At 47.1% G+C, this 16,318-nt stretch carries 13 protein-coding genes; 12 read left to right on the top strand and 1 reads right to left on the bottom strand.

The genetic code is table 11. From position 1 onward, the window contains the following. Window positions 1-6 precede the first annotated feature (6 nt). From fabG to ftsY, 6 genes are all read left to right on the top strand, one after another. Window positions 7-753, top strand: coding sequence for a 3-oxoacyl-[acyl-carrier-protein] reductase (fabG, locus tag KIK04_RS02095; RefSeq protein ID WP_232276702.1), 747 nt, complete (start codon window positions 7-9; stop codon window positions 751-753). 104 nt (window positions 754-857) lie between these two features. Beyond that, a complete protein-coding gene (acpP, locus tag KIK04_RS02090; protein ID WP_232276701.1) occupies window positions 858-1,094 on the top strand; it encodes an acyl carrier protein in 237 nt (78 codons plus the stop codon). Window positions 1,095-1,284: 190 nt separating this feature from the next. Beyond that, entirely contained in the window at window positions 1,285-2,523 is a 1,239-nt protein-coding gene (gene fabF / locus KIK04_RS02085; RefSeq protein WP_232276700.1) for a beta-ketoacyl-ACP synthase II, read from the top strand. Between the two features lie 12 nt (window positions 2,524-2,535). Continuing rightward, window positions 2,536-3,234, top strand: a complete 699-nt coding sequence (gene rnc, locus KIK04_RS02080) for a ribonuclease III (RefSeq protein WP_232276699.1) — start codon at window positions 2,536-2,538, stop codon at window positions 3,232-3,234. A gap of 188 nt (window positions 3,235-3,422) precedes the next feature. Further along, window positions 3,423-6,995 carry a chromosome segregation protein SMC gene (smc, locus tag KIK04_RS02075; RefSeq protein ID WP_232276698.1) on the top strand — a complete coding sequence of 1,191 codons (3,573 nt, stop codon included), beginning with the start codon at window positions 3,423-3,425 and terminating at the stop codon, window positions 6,993-6,995. Between the two features lie 12 nt (window positions 6,996-7,007). Beyond that, window positions 7,008-8,027, top strand: a complete 1,020-nt coding sequence (gene ftsY / locus KIK04_RS02070; RefSeq protein ID WP_232276697.1) for a signal recognition particle-docking protein FtsY — start codon at window positions 7,008-7,010, stop codon at window positions 8,025-8,027. A gap of 67 nt (window positions 8,028-8,094) precedes the next feature. Here the strand turns inward: ftsY and KIK04_RS02065 are convergent, their stop codons facing one another. Next, a complete protein-coding gene (locus tag KIK04_RS02065; protein WP_232276696.1) occupies window positions 8,095-9,306 on the bottom strand; it encodes an MFS transporter in 1,212 nt (403 codons plus the stop codon). 215 nt (window positions 9,307-9,521) lie between these two features. Between KIK04_RS02065 and KIK04_RS02060 the strand changes: the two genes are divergently transcribed. The 6 genes from KIK04_RS02060 to KIK04_RS02035 all read left to right on the top strand — a co-directional run bounded on the left by KIK04_RS02060 (window position 9,522) and on the right by KIK04_RS02035 (window position 16,315). After that, the gene (locus KIK04_RS02060; protein WP_232276695.1) at window positions 9,522-10,484 is read left to right on the top strand and encodes a GNAT family N-acetyltransferase; all 963 of its coding nucleotides are present in this window, start codon (window positions 9,522-9,524) and stop codon (window positions 10,482-10,484) included. 62 nt (window positions 10,485-10,546) lie between these two features. Continuing rightward, window positions 10,547-11,896 carry an ABC transporter substrate-binding protein gene (locus KIK04_RS02055; RefSeq protein ID WP_232276694.1) on the top strand — a complete coding sequence of 450 codons (1,350 nt, stop codon included), beginning with the start codon at window positions 10,547-10,549 and terminating at the stop codon, window positions 11,894-11,896. Window positions 11,897-11,909: 13 nt separating this feature from the next. Beyond that, window positions 11,910-12,863 carry a carbohydrate ABC transporter permease gene (locus tag KIK04_RS02050; protein WP_232276693.1) on the top strand — a complete coding sequence of 318 codons (954 nt, stop codon included), beginning with the start codon at window positions 11,910-11,912 and terminating at the stop codon, window positions 12,861-12,863. Window positions 12,864-12,874: 11 nt separating this feature from the next. Beyond that, the gene (locus tag KIK04_RS02045) at window positions 12,875-13,744 is read left to right on the top strand and encodes a carbohydrate ABC transporter permease (RefSeq protein WP_232276692.1); all 870 of its coding nucleotides are present in this window, start codon (window positions 12,875-12,877) and stop codon (window positions 13,742-13,744) included. Between the two features lie 47 nt (window positions 13,745-13,791). Continuing rightward, window positions 13,792-14,979, top strand: a complete 1,188-nt coding sequence (locus KIK04_RS02040) for an exo-beta-N-acetylmuramidase NamZ family protein (protein ID WP_232276691.1) — start codon at window positions 13,792-13,794, stop codon at window positions 14,977-14,979. 166 nt (window positions 14,980-15,145) lie between these two features. Further along, the gene (locus KIK04_RS02035) at window positions 15,146-16,315 is read left to right on the top strand and encodes an N-acetylglucosamine kinase (RefSeq protein WP_232276690.1); all 1,170 of its coding nucleotides are present in this window, start codon (window positions 15,146-15,148) and stop codon (window positions 16,313-16,315) included. Window positions 16,316-16,318: the final 3 nt, after the last annotated feature.

Below are 16,318 nucleotides of genomic sequence, written 5' to 3'. Positions count from 1 at the left end.
ATATCCTTGTCCAATCTTGAAGGGAAAGTTGCGCTCGTTACTGGTGCTTCGCGTGGTATTGGTCGTGCCATTGCATTAGAACTGGCCAATGCGGGAGCGAATGTTGTCGTCAACTATGCTGGCAGCGAGGCGGCGGCGGCGGAAGTCGTAGCAGAAATAACTGCTGGCGGACGCCAAGCGTTAGCCGTAAAAGCAAACATCGGTAAGGTAGATGAAATGGACCAACTCGTAAAAACGACTTTGGAACATTTTGGTCGAATAGACATTTTGGTGAATAATGCCGGCATTACAAGAGATAATTTAATTATGCGTATGAAGGAAGAAGAATTCGATCAAGTCATTGAAACGAACTTAAAAGGCGTATTCAATGGTGTCAAAGCGGTGACTCGTCCGATGATGAAGCAACGTTCTGGCCGTATTATTAATATTTCTTCCGTAGTAGGCGTACTAGGCAATCCAGGTCAAGCTAACTATGTAGCTGCGAAAGCAGGCGTTATTGGCTTGACGAAGGCGACTGCACGTGAGCTTGCCTCAAGAGGCATTACAGTAAACTGCGTCGCGCCTGGCTTTATTGAAACCGACATGACGGATGCTCTGCCTGTGGAATCTCGCGAACAGTTGCTTGGCCAGATACCGCTAGCGCGACTTGGCAGACCTGAAGACATCGCTAAGGCAGTTCGCTTTTTGGCGTCTGAGGACGCACAATATATGACAGGCCAAACGATTCATGTCGATGGTGGTATGTACATGTAGGCTTTCCAGTCTATGAACGTAGACTTTAAGCATATTTTAGAGGCCGTTTTGATATGGCAATTTATGAGTTTATCTCGTATAATACCATGGAGGAGGTGAACCGGATGTCAACAGAAGTATTTGACCGTGTAAAGCGCATCATCGTGGAGCGCCTTGGCGTTGATGAGGCAGAAGTAGCCCTGCAATCATCTTTTAAAGATGATTTAGGTGCTGATTCCCTCGACGTGGTGGAATTGGTAATGGAATTGGAAGATGAGTTTGATATGGAAATCTCTGATGAAGATGCAGAGAAAATTGCTACAGTTGGTGATGTAGTGACTTACATACAAGCTCAAAATTAACTTGTATCTAAAGTCCCGTTCGTTCGTAACGGGACTTCTCCTCATTATAAGTTAAATTATCAGTCCGAGTATTTTCTCTAGACGTTAACGACCTCTGTATGTAAGGTCTAAACGGTCAACACATCCAAGATGGCGGAGGATCAATTAGAGACCATTACTGCGGATAATGCGAATATAGAGGTGATATCGTTTGAAACAAAGAGTTGTAGTGACAGGAATGGGTGTTGAGACCTCTCTTGGCTCGGATATTGAGACGTTTTGGAACAGCTTGCTGGAAGGCAAATCAGGCGTTTCGACGATTGAATCGTTTGACACGTCGGATTATCCGACTAAAATTGCCGCATCGATTAAAGAGTTCAATCCAGAGCTATATATGGATAAAAAAGACGCGCGCCGATTGGATCGCTTCGTACAGCTTGCATTAGCAGCTAGCAAAAAAGCAGTTGCGGATGCAAATCTTAACCTGCCTGAAAATGCAGATCCTGACCGTGTCGGCGTCATTGTTGGCTCGGGCATCGGCGGCTTAGGTACTTGGGAAGAGCAGTTTGAAATCATGCAGGAAAAAGGTGTTAGACGGATGAGTCCGTTCTTTATTCCGATGATGATTGTAAACATGGCTTCTGGTCAAGTGTCTATGGCAGTAGGTGCTAAAGGTCCAAATACCGCAGCGGTTTCGGCCTGTGCAACAGGTACACATTCCATTGGCGATGCATTTAAAATTATTCAGCGTGGCGATGCGGATGTTATGATTTGTGGCGGTGCGGAAGCGACGATTTTGCGTAGCGGAATGGGTGGCTTCTGTGCGATGAAGGCGATGTCGACGCGAAATGATGAACCAACACGTGCAAGTCGCCCATTTGACATTGACCGTGATGGTTTTGTTATGGGTGAAGGTGCGGGTGTGCTCGTTATTGAATCGCTAGAGCATGCGATTAAACGTGGTGCTAAGATCTATGCCGAAGTGGCTGGCTACGGAATGAGCGCAGATGCGCATCATATTACAGATCCAGATCCGGCAGGAGCAGCACGTTGTATGAAGCAAGCGATTGCAGATGCAGGACTCGAGCCGCAAGACATCGATTATATTAATGCACATGGTACATCGACTCCTGTCGGTGACAAGTCTGAGACTGTTGCAATCAAAAAGGCGTTTGGCGAACACGCTTATCAAGTTGCAGTTAGTTCAACAAAGTCGATGACTGGACATTTGCTTGGCGCCGCGGGCGGTGTGGAAGCAGCCATTTGTGGCTTAACGTTGTATCATGGCATCATCCCACCGACGATTAACTTGGAAAACCAAGATCCAGAGTGCGATTTGGACTATGTACCTAACGTTCCGCGTAAGGCCGATGTGCAGGTGGCGATGTCGAATTCGTTTGGATTCGGTGGACATAACGCCACAATTATATTAAAGAAATACGAAGCGTAAGGGGTTAAACGGGTGAGTGCAGAATTGAAACAGTTACAGCAGAAGCTGAACATTCATTTTCGAAATCGACAGCTGTTAAAACAGGCGTTTACCCATGCTTCCTACGTGAACGAACATCGCTTTGGTCATCATCAAGACAATGAGCGTTTAGAGTTTCTTGGTGATGCTGTGTTGGAATTGACGGTATCTGAATATTTATTCCATCAATGCCCGACACGGCCTGAGGGAGAGCTGACGAAGATGCGTGCTTCCATTGTATGTGAGCCGTCACTCGTCAAGTTTGCGCATCAATTAGATTTTGGACAGTACGTTATGCTTGGCAAGGGTGAGGAACTTACCGGTGGGAGAACTAGGCCGGCCTTGTTGGCAGATGTGTTTGAGTCATTTATTGGTGCCCTTTATCTTGATCAGGGGCTGGACATCGTTAGAGAATTTTTGCGAGTGCATATTTTCCCGCAAATTTCACTTGACGGTAAATTGCAGACGAACGACTACAAGACACAACTACAGGAATTGACACAACATCATAACTTGGGTGTATTGGAATATCGCATCGTCGAGGAACGTGGTCCAGCGCATGAGCGAGAGTTCGTATCCGAGGTAATTATGGGCGATGACTGTCTAGGTCGCGGTATGGGTCGCTCGAAAAAAGAAGCGGAACAGCATGCGGCAGCACAGGCGCTTCAGCATATAGTCATTCCGAAATTATAACGTACTGTATGGCCGGCGGGCTGACGCCGGCCGGTTTCGCAGAAAGAGCAAAGAGCAGCGTGCGAGCCAGCTGGTTTTTGCTCTTTCTTTGTCCCCATCCATTTATTGGATGGGGCATCTAGGGGCGAGATACGACGTCATGACAATAGACGATATGGTACAATAGACGTTGAGGTGAATGAACGACAATGTTCTTGAAACGGTTGGAACTGACGGGCTTCAAATCGTTCGCTGATCGAACGGAAATGGAGTTCGTGCAAGGAATTACTGGTGTCGTAGGTCCGAACGGCAGCGGTAAAAGTAATATATCGGATGCCGTTCGCTGGGTACTTGGCGAACAAAGTGCGAAATCGTTGCGCGGTGGCAAAATGGAAGACATTATTTTTGCCGGTAGCGATGCGCGAAAAGCAGTCAACTACGGTGAAGTGTCACTAACGCTGGACAATAGTGATCAGGCGTTATCACTTGATTTTAATGAGGTTACCGTCACACGCCGCGTGCATCGTAGCGGAGACAGCGAATATTTTATTAACAAACAGGCGTGCCGATTAAAAGATATTACAGAACTGTTTATGGATACGGGTATCGGTAAAGAAGCGTACTCGATTATCGGACAGGGACGTATTGAGGAAATTTTGAGCACACGTTCAGAAGATCGTAGAGGTATTTTTGAAGAGGCATCAGGTATCGTAAAATACAAAACGCGTAAGCGCGACGCTCAAAAAAAGCTGGATGAGACCGAGCTTAATATGCTGCGTATCCACGACCTTGTCGTCGAGTTAGAGGAGCAAATCGGTCCGCTGCGCGAGCAGTCAGAAAAAGCACGTCATTACAAACAGTTGCGTGAATGGTTAAAAACGAAAGAAATTGCCGTTTACGTACATCAAATCGAACAGTTGCATCTGGCTTGGCAGCAAGCAAATGCTAAATTGAACGAATTGAAAGAGCGCGAATTAGGGCTTGCAGCTGTTGTTAGTGAGCATGATGCTCAGTTAGAGGGGCATCGCTTAGCACTGCGTAAGCTAGAGGAAGAGCTCGAACGATTGCAGGCGTCGCTTCTTCATTACAGTGAAGAATATGAGAAATGCGAAGGTCAAGGTGAGGTACTGCGCGAGCGTAAGCGTAATTTAACAGCTAATGAGCAGCAGTTAAAGCACTCGCTGGCGACAGCTTCAGAGCGTATGCAGCTCAAGCAGTTAGAAGCTCAAGGCGTACGCGAGAAGCTTACAGCCGTAGAACAAGAGCTAGCTGAGACGCGTCGCCTCATTCAAGCGGAGGAAGCAACGTTAGTTGGGGTAGTCGGTGGAACAAGTTCCGACGCGGAAGAAAATTTAAAAGGCCAGTTGCTTGAAGTCATGAATCAGATGGCGCAACAGCGCAATGACATCCGTTACTATGAGCAGCAAAAAGAAGCACTGCAAAAGCGGCTCGATAAAATGCGTACTGCTCGTTCTAAGCGTGAAGGAGAGCGGCAGGAGCTGAGTAAGCGTATGGAAGATACCAAGCGCCGTATGGAAACGTTGACGGATGACTTGGCTTACATACGTAACCGCTATTTGCAGGAAAGCGAGCAAATTAAGCAAGACGAAAAGTTGCTTGAAGAAACGCAAGTGGCGACACGTAAATGGCAGCAAAAGGCAGATGCACTCGTCTCACGTCGTGATACGATGCAAGAGCTGCAGAACGACTTTGACGGGTTTATGCTCGGTGTACGTGAAGTGTTGAAAGCTTCGCGGCGCACGAATGGCCTTCAAGGTGTGCACGGTGCTGTCGCGGAGCTTATCCGCGTACCGGAAGAGTTGGAAACAGCGGTAGAGACCGCGCTCGGAGCAGCGTTGCAGCATATCGTCATGGAGAACGAGGCGATGTCCCGAACTGCGATTCAATTTCTGAAGCAGCGTCAGCTTGGACGAGCTACGTTCTTACCATTGGATGTTATTCGCCCTCGTTCGATTCATGACACGGATCGTCGAATTGTAGAAGGAATTGAAGGCTTTGTTGGCGTAGCTGCCGATCTCGTAACATCAGACAAGCCTTACGCTCACATCGTGGGCAGTTTGCTTGGCAACGTCCTTATCGCCGAGACATTGGAAGACGCGAACCGCATTGCAGCCAAGCTGCAATATCGTTACCGTGTCGTCACGCGTGAAGGCGATATCGTCAATGCAGGTGGTTCGATGACGGGCGGTAGCTTAAACAAAAAGAGCGCGAATATTCTTGGCCGTCAGCGTCAAATTGAGCAGTTGGCAGCGGAAATTAAAGACACAGAGTCTCAATTGACGCAGTTGACCGAATCTGTGGCGGAGCTTAAACATCGTACGACTACGGGTGTGAAGCGATTAGACGACTTGCGTGAGCAGGGTGAAGCGAAGCGGATTCATGAACAGCAATTGTCGACCGAATACACGCAGCTAGAGAAGGAAGCCGTTCAACTCGGTGAATTGCTAGCCATGGAAGCGCAAGAATTAGGGCATGCGCAAGAAGAGTTGACGACGCTGAATGCAGGCACGATGACTGCGGAAGCTAGGCTAGCTGAACTCAAGGTGGATGAGGATCGTTTGCACGTATCTATTCAAACTGCTGAGGTAGCGCGTAAAGCGAATGAATCCGCTAAGGAAGAGCTGCAATCGAGTTTGACGGATATGAAAGTACGTCAAGGGAAGCTCGATCAGGAGTCGTTCTCGCTGACCGAGCAGTTGAAGCGGGCTGACTTGGATGCGACTGCGTATGAACGTGAGTATACGCAACTGACTCAATCGCTTATCCAAGTTCAGATCGACTTGGAGACGGTGGAACGCGAAACGATGAAGCAAACCGAAGATCTCAACCACTACGGTGTGAAAAAACAGGAATCGTCGAAGCAAATTGAGTTCAAGCGTGCGGACCGAGCGGAAATGGTTCGACAGCTGGAGCTGGCTGAAAGCGATACTCGCGAGCAGCGTACCGAGTTGAAACAGGTTGAAGAGTCGATGCGACAAACGGAAATTCAAGCAACTCGTCTTGACGTGGAGCTGGATAACATTCTTCGTAAGCTTAGCGACGAGTACGAAATTAGTTATGAGTTGGCGAAGCAGCGCTATCCGGTGCCTGAAAATATAGATGAAGCGCAAGACGCGGTAAAAGACTTGAAGCGTCAAGCTTCTGCGCTTGGTGAAGTGAATTTAGGCGCAATTGAGGAATTTGAGCGTGTTAATGAGCGCTATCAATATTTGAGCGAGCAAAAAAATGACTTGATGGAAGCGAAGTCGACATTGTATCAAGTCATTAAAGAGATGGATGACGAAATGTCGAAACGGTTTAAAGCGACATTTGAAGCGATTCGAAAGCAATTTGTCATCGTGTTTGCGAAGTTGTTCGACGGAGGACGGGCTGATCTTGTGCTCATTGATCCCGAGCGTGTATTGGATACGGGGATTGACATTGTTGCGCAGCCACCAGGCAAGAAGCTGCAGAACTTGCAGCTATTATCTGGCGGTGAACGTGCCTTGACTGCGATGGCGCTGTTGTTTGCGATCTTGCACGTCAAGCCGGTTCCATTCTGCGTGCTGGATGAGGTCGAAGCGGCGCTGGATGAATCGAACGTTACCCGTTTTGCGTTATATTTGCGTGAGTTTGCGGAAGAGACACAATTTATCGTCGTCACGCATCGCAAAGGAACGATGGAAGAAGCAGATGTATTGTACGGTGTGACGATGGAAGAAGGCGGGGTATCAAAGCTCGTCTCCGTCAAACTGGAAGATGACGAAGCAATCATTGCATAGCGGAGGGACACTATGAGCTTTTTTAAAAAGTTAAAAGAGAGCATTGCAGCGAAAACGGAGCAAGTGACGAATATTTTCAAAGAAGGACTAGAAAAGACACGCAAAGGCTTAGTTGAAAAAGTTACCGAACTTATTACACGTCGTAAAAAAATTGATGAAGCGTTCTACGAGGAATTGGAAGAAATCTTGATCGGTGCTGACGTTGGCGTGACAACGGTAATGAACTTGATCGATGAGCTGCGCGACGAAGTCAAGAAGCGCAAAATCGAAGAAGCGGCAGATTTGCAGCCGATTTTGTCTGAAAAACTGATTGGCTTGTTACGTAGTGATGAAGCGAATAAGCTGAACATGAACCCGAACGGGATGACGGTTATATTGTTCGTCGGTGTGAATGGCGTTGGTAAAACGACGACGATCGGCAAATTGGCACATCGCTTTAAGAAGGAAGGGAAGTCCGTTTTGCTAGCTGCGGGCGATACGTTCCGTGCTGGTGCGATCGAGCAGCTTGAAGTGTGGGGTCAACGCGTCGGTGTTGATGTTATTAAGCAGCAAGCGGGATCTGATCCCGCTGCGGTTATGTTCGATGCTGTTCAAGCAGCGAAGCAGCGTGGTGTAGACGTATTGTTATGTGATACGGCAGGACGTTTGCAGAACAAGTCGAACTTAATGGAAGAGCTAAACAAAATTTTCCGTGTCATTCAGCGCGAAGTTCCTGATGCACCACACGAGGTGTTGATGGTATTGGATGCGACGACGGGACAAAACGCATTGTCGCAAGCGAAGTTGTTCGGTGAGAAGAGCGGAGTTACAGGTCTGGTCTTGACCAAGTTGGATGGAACCGCAAAAGGTGGTATCGTCATTGCGATTCGTCAAGAGCTGAACTTGCCGGTTAAGTTCGTCGGCTTAGGTGAAAAGATGGACGATTTACAGGAGTTTGACTCGGAGCAGTTCGTGCACGCGTTGTTCGCAGGGCTTGTTCAAAGTGAAACGGACGAAGAGGCTGCAACTGAAGACGAGCAAAAAACGGAGTAACAACTATAACATCAAGGGGCATGCCGAATTTGTATGATTCGAGCATGCCCTTTTTTTTGCACCTTTTTCAACTGATGTCGGACTGTTGTTGCGAGCGTCGCAGTACGAATGCGGACGCAGCAGAGAGAAAATAAAGCGTTCCACCTAGTATGTATACGACACGAGGGCCGAATAAGTCTGCTAACGTTCCAGCGATTAAGACGGACAAACCAAATGCGATAAAGGAAATCGTATGTTGAGCGGCAAATACGTTGGGCTGATCGTCAAGCGGCGTATGTTGCTGAACATACGTACTTTGCGCGATGTCCCGCAACTGATAGAAAGGTCCCATAATGAGGACGAGTGTTAAGGCTACATACGGATTTGAAACGAATGCATAGGCAAACACGAAAATACTAACACCAAATGAGCCGATAATGATCGTTGGGATAAGCTGTTTATTAATACGCTGAGATAGCTTCATCGTGAGAATTCCGCCTAATATGGTTCCCATATAGTAAGCGGTGTTAATATACCCCCACCATGCTTCATCTTGTAACAGAGCCTCTTGCACAAAGACGAGCGTAATACCGCCGATCCATATGCCCATCGTCAGTCCTTCAACAATGTCCATCCAAGTAATGATGCGTAACTTGGGGTGCGTAAATAAAAAGCGCCAGCCATCCCAAGTGGACGAATTTGCTTTAGCTGCTGGTTCTGCATGTTGTTTATCGCGAACGATACTACTAATGATATAACCAATGAGTAAAAGTGCTGTGGACACTTGCAGGACGAACACATTACCAAGCTGAGCGACGAGTATGCCGCCTACGGTCCAAGCAAACATCGATAACATTTGTCCTGTTGTGGAAATAAGGCTATTACCTTGAACGCGCTTGTCATCAGGCATAATACGAACATAAAGGGCTCTTGCAGCAGCGGAGGAACAGCCTTCCATGTAAGCAATTAACGCCATTGCGACAAAGATAAAGACCATAAATGCGGGTCCGGTAGGTGTCTCTGATAGGAAAGGCAAGCTTAAAGTCAGCGTAGCTGATAAACTAAAATTGACGAGTAAAAAAAGGTTCGCTACCGTAGATAAGCCGAATTTTTTATACCAATAAGGGAGCGTCAGGCCGCTGCATAAAATAGCTATTGATCGAACAAATGATACGAGTCCGGAAAGTGCCGCAGAGCCAGTAAGGGTGTATACGGTGGCGACAATCGTCATTAAATAGAGTGAGCTTGCTAAATTAGCGAGGGAGCGTCCTGAGAGCATGGTGTAAAAGGTTCGATTCATAGTCTCTCTCCTTGATGATAGTTATTATTAAAAAATTATAATTTTCAAAGTATAGCATAAATCTTAGAAGTGAAGTGGGTAAAATTGGGTGTTGTTCAAAAATAAAAATAGAAATTAAAAAATAAATGACAAAACAGGAATTGAAATAATTAATCGAAATAAATATAATATATATGAATTAATATTTTATAACTTGTTGTGAGGAGGAGTTACTTGTGCAATGGGGTCCACTGGAAGAGAGTTGGCTTGACGCGATCTGCGAGTTATGGAATCGCGAGCTGGGACAACATTTTCCGATGCGTAAGGAACTTTTCATGCAAAATTGCTTTCGCGATGTAAATGTTTACGCACCTGCTTCTCGAATTGTTCGAGATGACGCGGGGGAGCTATGTGGGTTTATTGTCGCCAAACAGTGGCAGGAGAGTACATATGACGTACAGTATGGAGAAGGCTCCGGTTGGATTCAAGCACTCGTCGTACGCGCAGATACACGTAATAAGGGGCTTGGTGGACAACTGCTGCTCCATGCGGAGGCCTCATTACGAGAGGCGGGGGTAGAGCGAATTTATTTGGGGCGCGATCCGTGGCACTTTTTCCCTGGAGTTCCGAAAGCGCTATCACACACGCGGCCTTGGATGGAGCGAAGAGGATATACGGCTTTATATGACGTGCACGATTTAGTTGCTACGTATCATAAGAATGAACATATAGTAGAACCTACTGTGGCAGAAGACATTCAGCTACGTTTGCTAGATCACACAGATAAGGACAAAATGATCGCATTTTTCCGCGCCTGCTTTCCGGGGAGATGGGCTTATGAGGCTCTGCGTTACTGGGAGTTGAATGGCTCAGGAAGAGAGTTTATCGGTTTAGTGAAAGGTGAGCAAATGATCGGTTTTTGTCGCGTCAATGATGCTCGTTCGCCTTTTATCGCACAGAACACATACTGGGCTCCTAGCTTTGATGAGGAATTGGGAGGTATAGGCCCACTTGGGGTAGATCCGGCCTATCGAGGCCAAGGACTTGGAGTAGCTCTTGTGGAAGCGGGAGTTGCTGAACTTCGTCGTCGGGGTCTTACGAGCATCGTGATTGATTGGACGGAGTTAGTTGATTTTTATGCCAAATTTGGGTTCCAGCCATGGAAATCGTACGATCTGATGGTCAAATCGTTCAAGTAGTCCAATTGCTGTGCAAGTTGAAAGCGCAATCATAAATACGTATACGTTAAGGGGAGATTGAAATGATGATGAAGCAACCTGTGCGTACGTCGCGCAAACTTATGCTCATTACGCTTGTGTTCGTTATGTTTGTATTTTCGATTGTAATGACGGGCTGCGGTTCTGGTTCTAAAAGTGAAGATGGTGACGCGGTAACGATATCGTGGCTAGTCACCTCGAATCCGGCGAAAATGCCTTGGTATGAGCAGACAGTGAAAGATTTTGAGGCGAAGCACCCGAACATTAAAGTAAAGCTAATGACGTTCCCATACGCACAAATTGATCAAAAAATTCAGACGATGATTTCGGGCAAATCGATGGCTGACGTATGGTCAGCGAACTGGAGTCAAGCGGGCTTTGCTAGCTTTAAGCAGCTGGATGTGCTGATGGATTTAACGCCTTACGTGGAAAAAGAGCCGAACGTGGTGAAAGGCATCGATCCACGCTTGCTGGACATTTATAAAATGGACGGGAAGATGTACGGTTTGCCGATGCTGAACTACGGAACGTTCTTGTTCTACAACAAAGATTTGCTGGATGCTGCCGGTTTGCCTTATCCGCCTGCTGACTGGGAAGATAAGTCTTGGAATTGGGATAAGATGGTCGATTATGGCAAGAAGCTGAACGATAAAAGCAAGCAGCAGTACGGATTGTTGTATGATGAAATGCCGAATAAACGGGCATGGCTGTTCGGTGGAGATTTTTTCAGTGCGGAAGCTTATAAGACAGGGAAAATGGGCGAGCCTGCTATTTTGAAAAATCCCAAAAATATGGAAGCGATGCAAAAAAATGCGGATCTGGTGCTGAAGCATCAAATTTCACCTAACCCATCGCAAATCGAAGCGATGAATCAGTTAGGCAACCCATTTATGACAGGAAAAGTGGGGATGATGATTGGCGGAGGCTGGGGCTTCCAGAACTTCAAAAAGGCAGAGTTCCGTTGGGGAGCGGCTGCACTGCCATATGTGGAAGGACGTCAAATTTCACTTTACGTCGACCCATGGAACATTTACAAACATACGAAGCATCCAAAGGAAGCGTGGACATTTGTGAAGTTCTTGATGGACCCGAAAGGCGCTGCCAAAACGTATGCTGAAAATACAGGTGCTACACCTGTGTTCGATGAGCTGTTGAAAAAATGGTACGAAGACACAGCAAAGGCGATGGAAATGAAACCGGAAGATGTTCGACGCTTGAATGAGGGTGTGATTCAATATGGACGGGAGTCGGATAATCATCTGATCGCCAAGTTTGAAAGCATTTTAAAAACGACGAATCAGACGATGGGTGCTGTAAACAGCGGCACAAAATCGGTGGAAGAGGGCCTCAAAGATATTGATCGAAATTTACGTGCATTGAAGCTGAATGAGTGAGGAGGGGAGCCAATTGAACAGTCCGCAACAACTTGCAACAGATCGTACAATGAAGGTGCATAAAAAGAGTCGGCGTAATTCGGAGCGGGCCAAGGAAGAGCGGGCGTTTTGGTTGTTTACATCACCATGGATTATCGGCTTTCTGCTGTTTACGGGAGGGCCGATGATCGTATCGCTCTGGTTAAGCTTCACCACATATGATGTGGTAACTGCCCCGAAATTTGTCGGCTTGGAAAACTTTACTGCCTTGTTCCAAGATGCGCTCTTTTTCAAGTCGCTCACGGTGACGACTTATTACGTCGTGTTAGCTGTTCCGTTTACGATTATTTTGTCGTTAATTATCGCGGTGCTACTCAATCAAAACATAAAAGGTTTAATGTTTTTTCGCACGATGTTCTATGCGCCGTCTATCATATCCGGTGTTTCGGTCGCTTTTTTATGGTCGTGGTTGCTTAATCCGGACTTTGGTTTTGTGAATAACTTGCTACAGCAATGGTTTGGAATTCAAGGTTTAGGTTGGTTTTCCGATCCTGATCTTGTCATACCTTCCATGGTGCTGATGCAGTTGACAGGGCTCGGTGGTACGATGGTTATCTTTTTGGCGGGGCTACAATCTTTACCTAAAGAATTGTATGAGGCAGCCGATTTGGACGGGGCAGGAAGTGCTCGGAAGTTTTTCCGCATTACCGTTCCGTTGCTCTCGCCTGTTATTTTGTTCAACTCGATTATGGCGATTATTGCTTCTTTTCAAATTTTTACGCAGGCTTACGTGATAACAAAGGGTGGGCCAGAGTGGAACTCGTATTTTTACGTGTACTATTTGTTTGATACGGCGTTTTCACAGTTCCGTATGGGATATGCGTCAGCACAGGCGTGGATCTTGTTCTTCATTATTTTTGCGCTGACGATGTTGTCGCTCTATGTCTCGAAACGCTACGTCTACTATGAATATTCGAGCCGCAAATAGGGGGGACAGTGATGAAACAAAATCAGATGAAGCCAAAATCGTATGCCTACGGTGAGTTGTCTATTATGCAAAAGACGGTGCTATATACGGTATTAATGCTGTTGCTAGTCCTATTCTTGTTTCCGTTGTTCTGGATGGCTTCGACCTCGCTCAAAACGATTGGTCAAGTGTTTAAGCTGCCCATGGAATGGATTCCGGCTGTACCACAGTGGAGCAATTATGTGGAAGTGTTTAACGTCTCGCCATTTGGTACTTATTTATGGAATACCGTATGGTATACCGGAATAACGGTGTTTGCAACGGTACTATCTTCCTCGCTTGTGGCGTTTGCATTTGCTAGATTACGTGCACGAGGAAGTAAAGTTATGTTTGGACTTGTGTTGAGTACGATGATGCTGCCGCCGCAAGTTGTTATGATACCGCAATATATGTTTTTTAATAAATTAGGCTGGGTTGACTCGTATTTGCCGCTTGTCGTGCCGTCGTTTACCGCGAGTGCATTTTTAATTTTTTTGCTCCGTCAGTTCTATCTAGGTATTTCGCAAGAACTTGACGAAGCGGTCAAAATGGATGGCGGCGGATATTTTACGCTTTATGCGCGTATTTTGCTGCCGTTATCATTGCCTGCGTTGGCAACGGGGGCTATTTTGGAGTTTATGTACCGCTGGAACGATTTGATGGGGCCGCTTATTTATTTGAATAGTGCTGAGAAGTATCCGCTGTCGCTAGGCTTAGCGAACTTTACAGCTTCGTATGGCTCGACACCGTGGCACTTGTTGATGGCTGCCTCGCTCATCGCTGTAACTCCGCCGCTGCTGTTGTTCTTTTTTGCACAAAAACATTTTATACGCGGAATTGTCATTTCAGGCTCCAAGGGCTAGGTTATTGCCTCGCTTGGTTGGATAAAGGTGTAGTAGGAGGAATCGCGATGAAGCTGGGCTTGGAATGCTTGTTAGAACATTCGATGTCGCGCTTACAAGGAAAGCGGATCGGTTTAGTTACGAATCACACGGGTGTAAACGCCCGGTTAGTGTCGGTTATCGATCTTTTTCATGAACGTACAGAACTGCAATTAACGGCATTGTTCAGTCCAGAGCACGGCATTCGTGGCGATGCGAAAGCAGGAGAAGATGTGCGGTCATCTATAGATAAGCATACTGGTCTGCCTGTGTACAGTTTATATGGAGACACGCGTAAGCCTACTCCCAAAATGCTAGAACAGATTGAGCTTATGGTCGTTGATTTGCAGGATATTGGTACGCGTTACTACACCTATACGTACACGATGGCGAATGTGATGGAGGCGTGTGGAGAGCTGGGCATTCCTATCATCGTCTTGGATCGTCCGAATCCACTGAATGGGCTTTCAATAGAAGGAAATATCGTGGAGTTATCGTGTCGTTCCTTCGTTGGTCAATACCCGCTTCCGGTCAGGCACGGACTTACAATCGGTGAACTTGCACAGTTGTTCTGTCATGAATTCGGCGTACGCTGTGAGCTAGCGGTTATTCAGATGGAGGGGTGGTCACGGAGTGATTATTTTGACCAGACAGGGCTGTTGTGGGTTCCACCATCACCGAATGCAACGGGATTGGACATGTGTTTGCTATATCCAGGAACGTGTTTGTTGGAAGGGACCAATTTGTCTGAAGGCAGGGGAACGTCTAAGCCTTTTGAGATGATTGGAGCGCCTTTTATGGATGGATATCGTCTGGCTGCACAGTTAAATGAACGGACAATGCAAGGAGAATCAGCTAAACGAGAAATGAATGGAGCTATGAGCGGAGCAATGGACGGGGTAATTGCTAGACCTGTGTCATTTGTGCCTACTTATCAAAAGTATGCAGGTCAATTGTGCGAAGGTGTTCAGCTGCATATTCACAATCGTGATCGCGTACATCCATTTGCCCTTGGTTTGTATGTGCTGGAGACGCTTTTGCGGTTGTATCCAGAGCAGATTCAATTTGCGGAGGCAACGCATTTCCAGCAGCTTGCTGGAACGAGCGAATTGCAAGGGATACTTCAACGAGGCGAGGCTGAACGATATTTGGCTGGACTGGATAATGAATTGGCACAGTTCCGGCAGATGTCGGCACCTTATTTGCTATATCGGTAAGGGTAGTGAATAAGAAGCAGGAGCTCGCTGACTACGTGAAGAGGAATAGCTCGCAGGCGGAAAAAGTGTACGGAGATAGGCAAAAGATTAAGTATGAAGCTTTAAAGTAAGGTTGAGTTCAGAGTCATGCTTGGATGAGAGTCGTGTTGAGATAGAGGTGTAAAAAATGGCTGTTATCGGTGTTGATGGTGGAGGGACGAAGACGGTTGGTGTGCTGTGCGCATTAAGCGGAGAGGTGCTTGCATACTGTGCTGCTGGTCCGTCCAATATGAATGGACCGGATCGCAACCATGCCATGGAGCAGGTGGGGGCTGTTGTTAGGCGCTTGCTGCAGTATGCAGAGCGATCGGCTGTACAGGTACAAGGAGTGTTTGCAGGAATTGCGGGCATCGAACAGGGAGATAACCGTGACGAATTGTATCGATATTTAGGGGAACTCGACGATTTAAGGAGACTAATAGAACTAAGAGAACTAAGTGAGCTAAGGGAACGGATTCCTGCAAGGCCTATATTTATTGTGATCGACAATGATGCGGTAACTGCCCTTTATGCAGGTACGTATGGTCAGCACGGCATTGTACAAATAGCGGGTACAGGGTCGGTTACGTACGGCATTGATGAGAGCGGAGCACGCGCGCGAGTCGGCGGATGGGGTTATTTGCTCGGTGACGAGGGGAGCGGCTACGCGCTGGGTAGGGAGGCGCTTGCAGCTATATTTGCAGCGCTAGACGGTATAGGACCGCCTACGGCGCTAACGGATATGTGCCTCCGTGCGGGAGATTGGCTTCACGTAAGAGAGATTATTCCGTTTATATACGACCATGCTGCGCGGCTGCGTATTGCTTCCTTTGCACCTTGTGTGCTGGAAGCAGCGGAACGGCATGATGAAGTAGCGCTGGGAATTGTCCGGCACGCAGGGGAGCAAATGGGGCGTTCGATCGTTGGATTGCGCCGTAAGTTGTTCCCGCAGCAGCCTGTTCTATCGATTCCAGTCGTGCTAGCGGGCGGACTTTTCAATTGCGCGCATTTGTTTGTACCTCATATTGAGCGAGTGTGCAAGGAACTAGGGGAGCTGCATGTTCATTTTGTTATTCCGGCAATACCGCCTGTAGGTGGAGCGGTCGTGGCAGCGCTTCTGCAAACGGGCACTACATTTCAAAAGAGCACGGTCGTTCAGCAGGGTGAACGGTTAAGTGAACAGTTAAATGAGCAATTAGGTGAGCAACAGAGTGAACAGATAAGTGAGCGATTAGATGAGCAGATGAAAGTGCGGTTAAGTCAGCAATTAAGTGAGGACAGCTTGGCCGCCAAACGACTAACAACGGATGGGATGTGAGGT

The organism is Paenibacillus sp. 481 (genome assembly GCF_021223605.1).
Lineage (GTDB): Bacteria > Bacillota > Bacilli > Paenibacillales > Paenibacillaceae > Paenibacillus_B.
The sequence above is the reverse complement of the archived record's forward strand: the minus strand, read 5'-3'. Positions and strand labels throughout refer to the sequence as shown.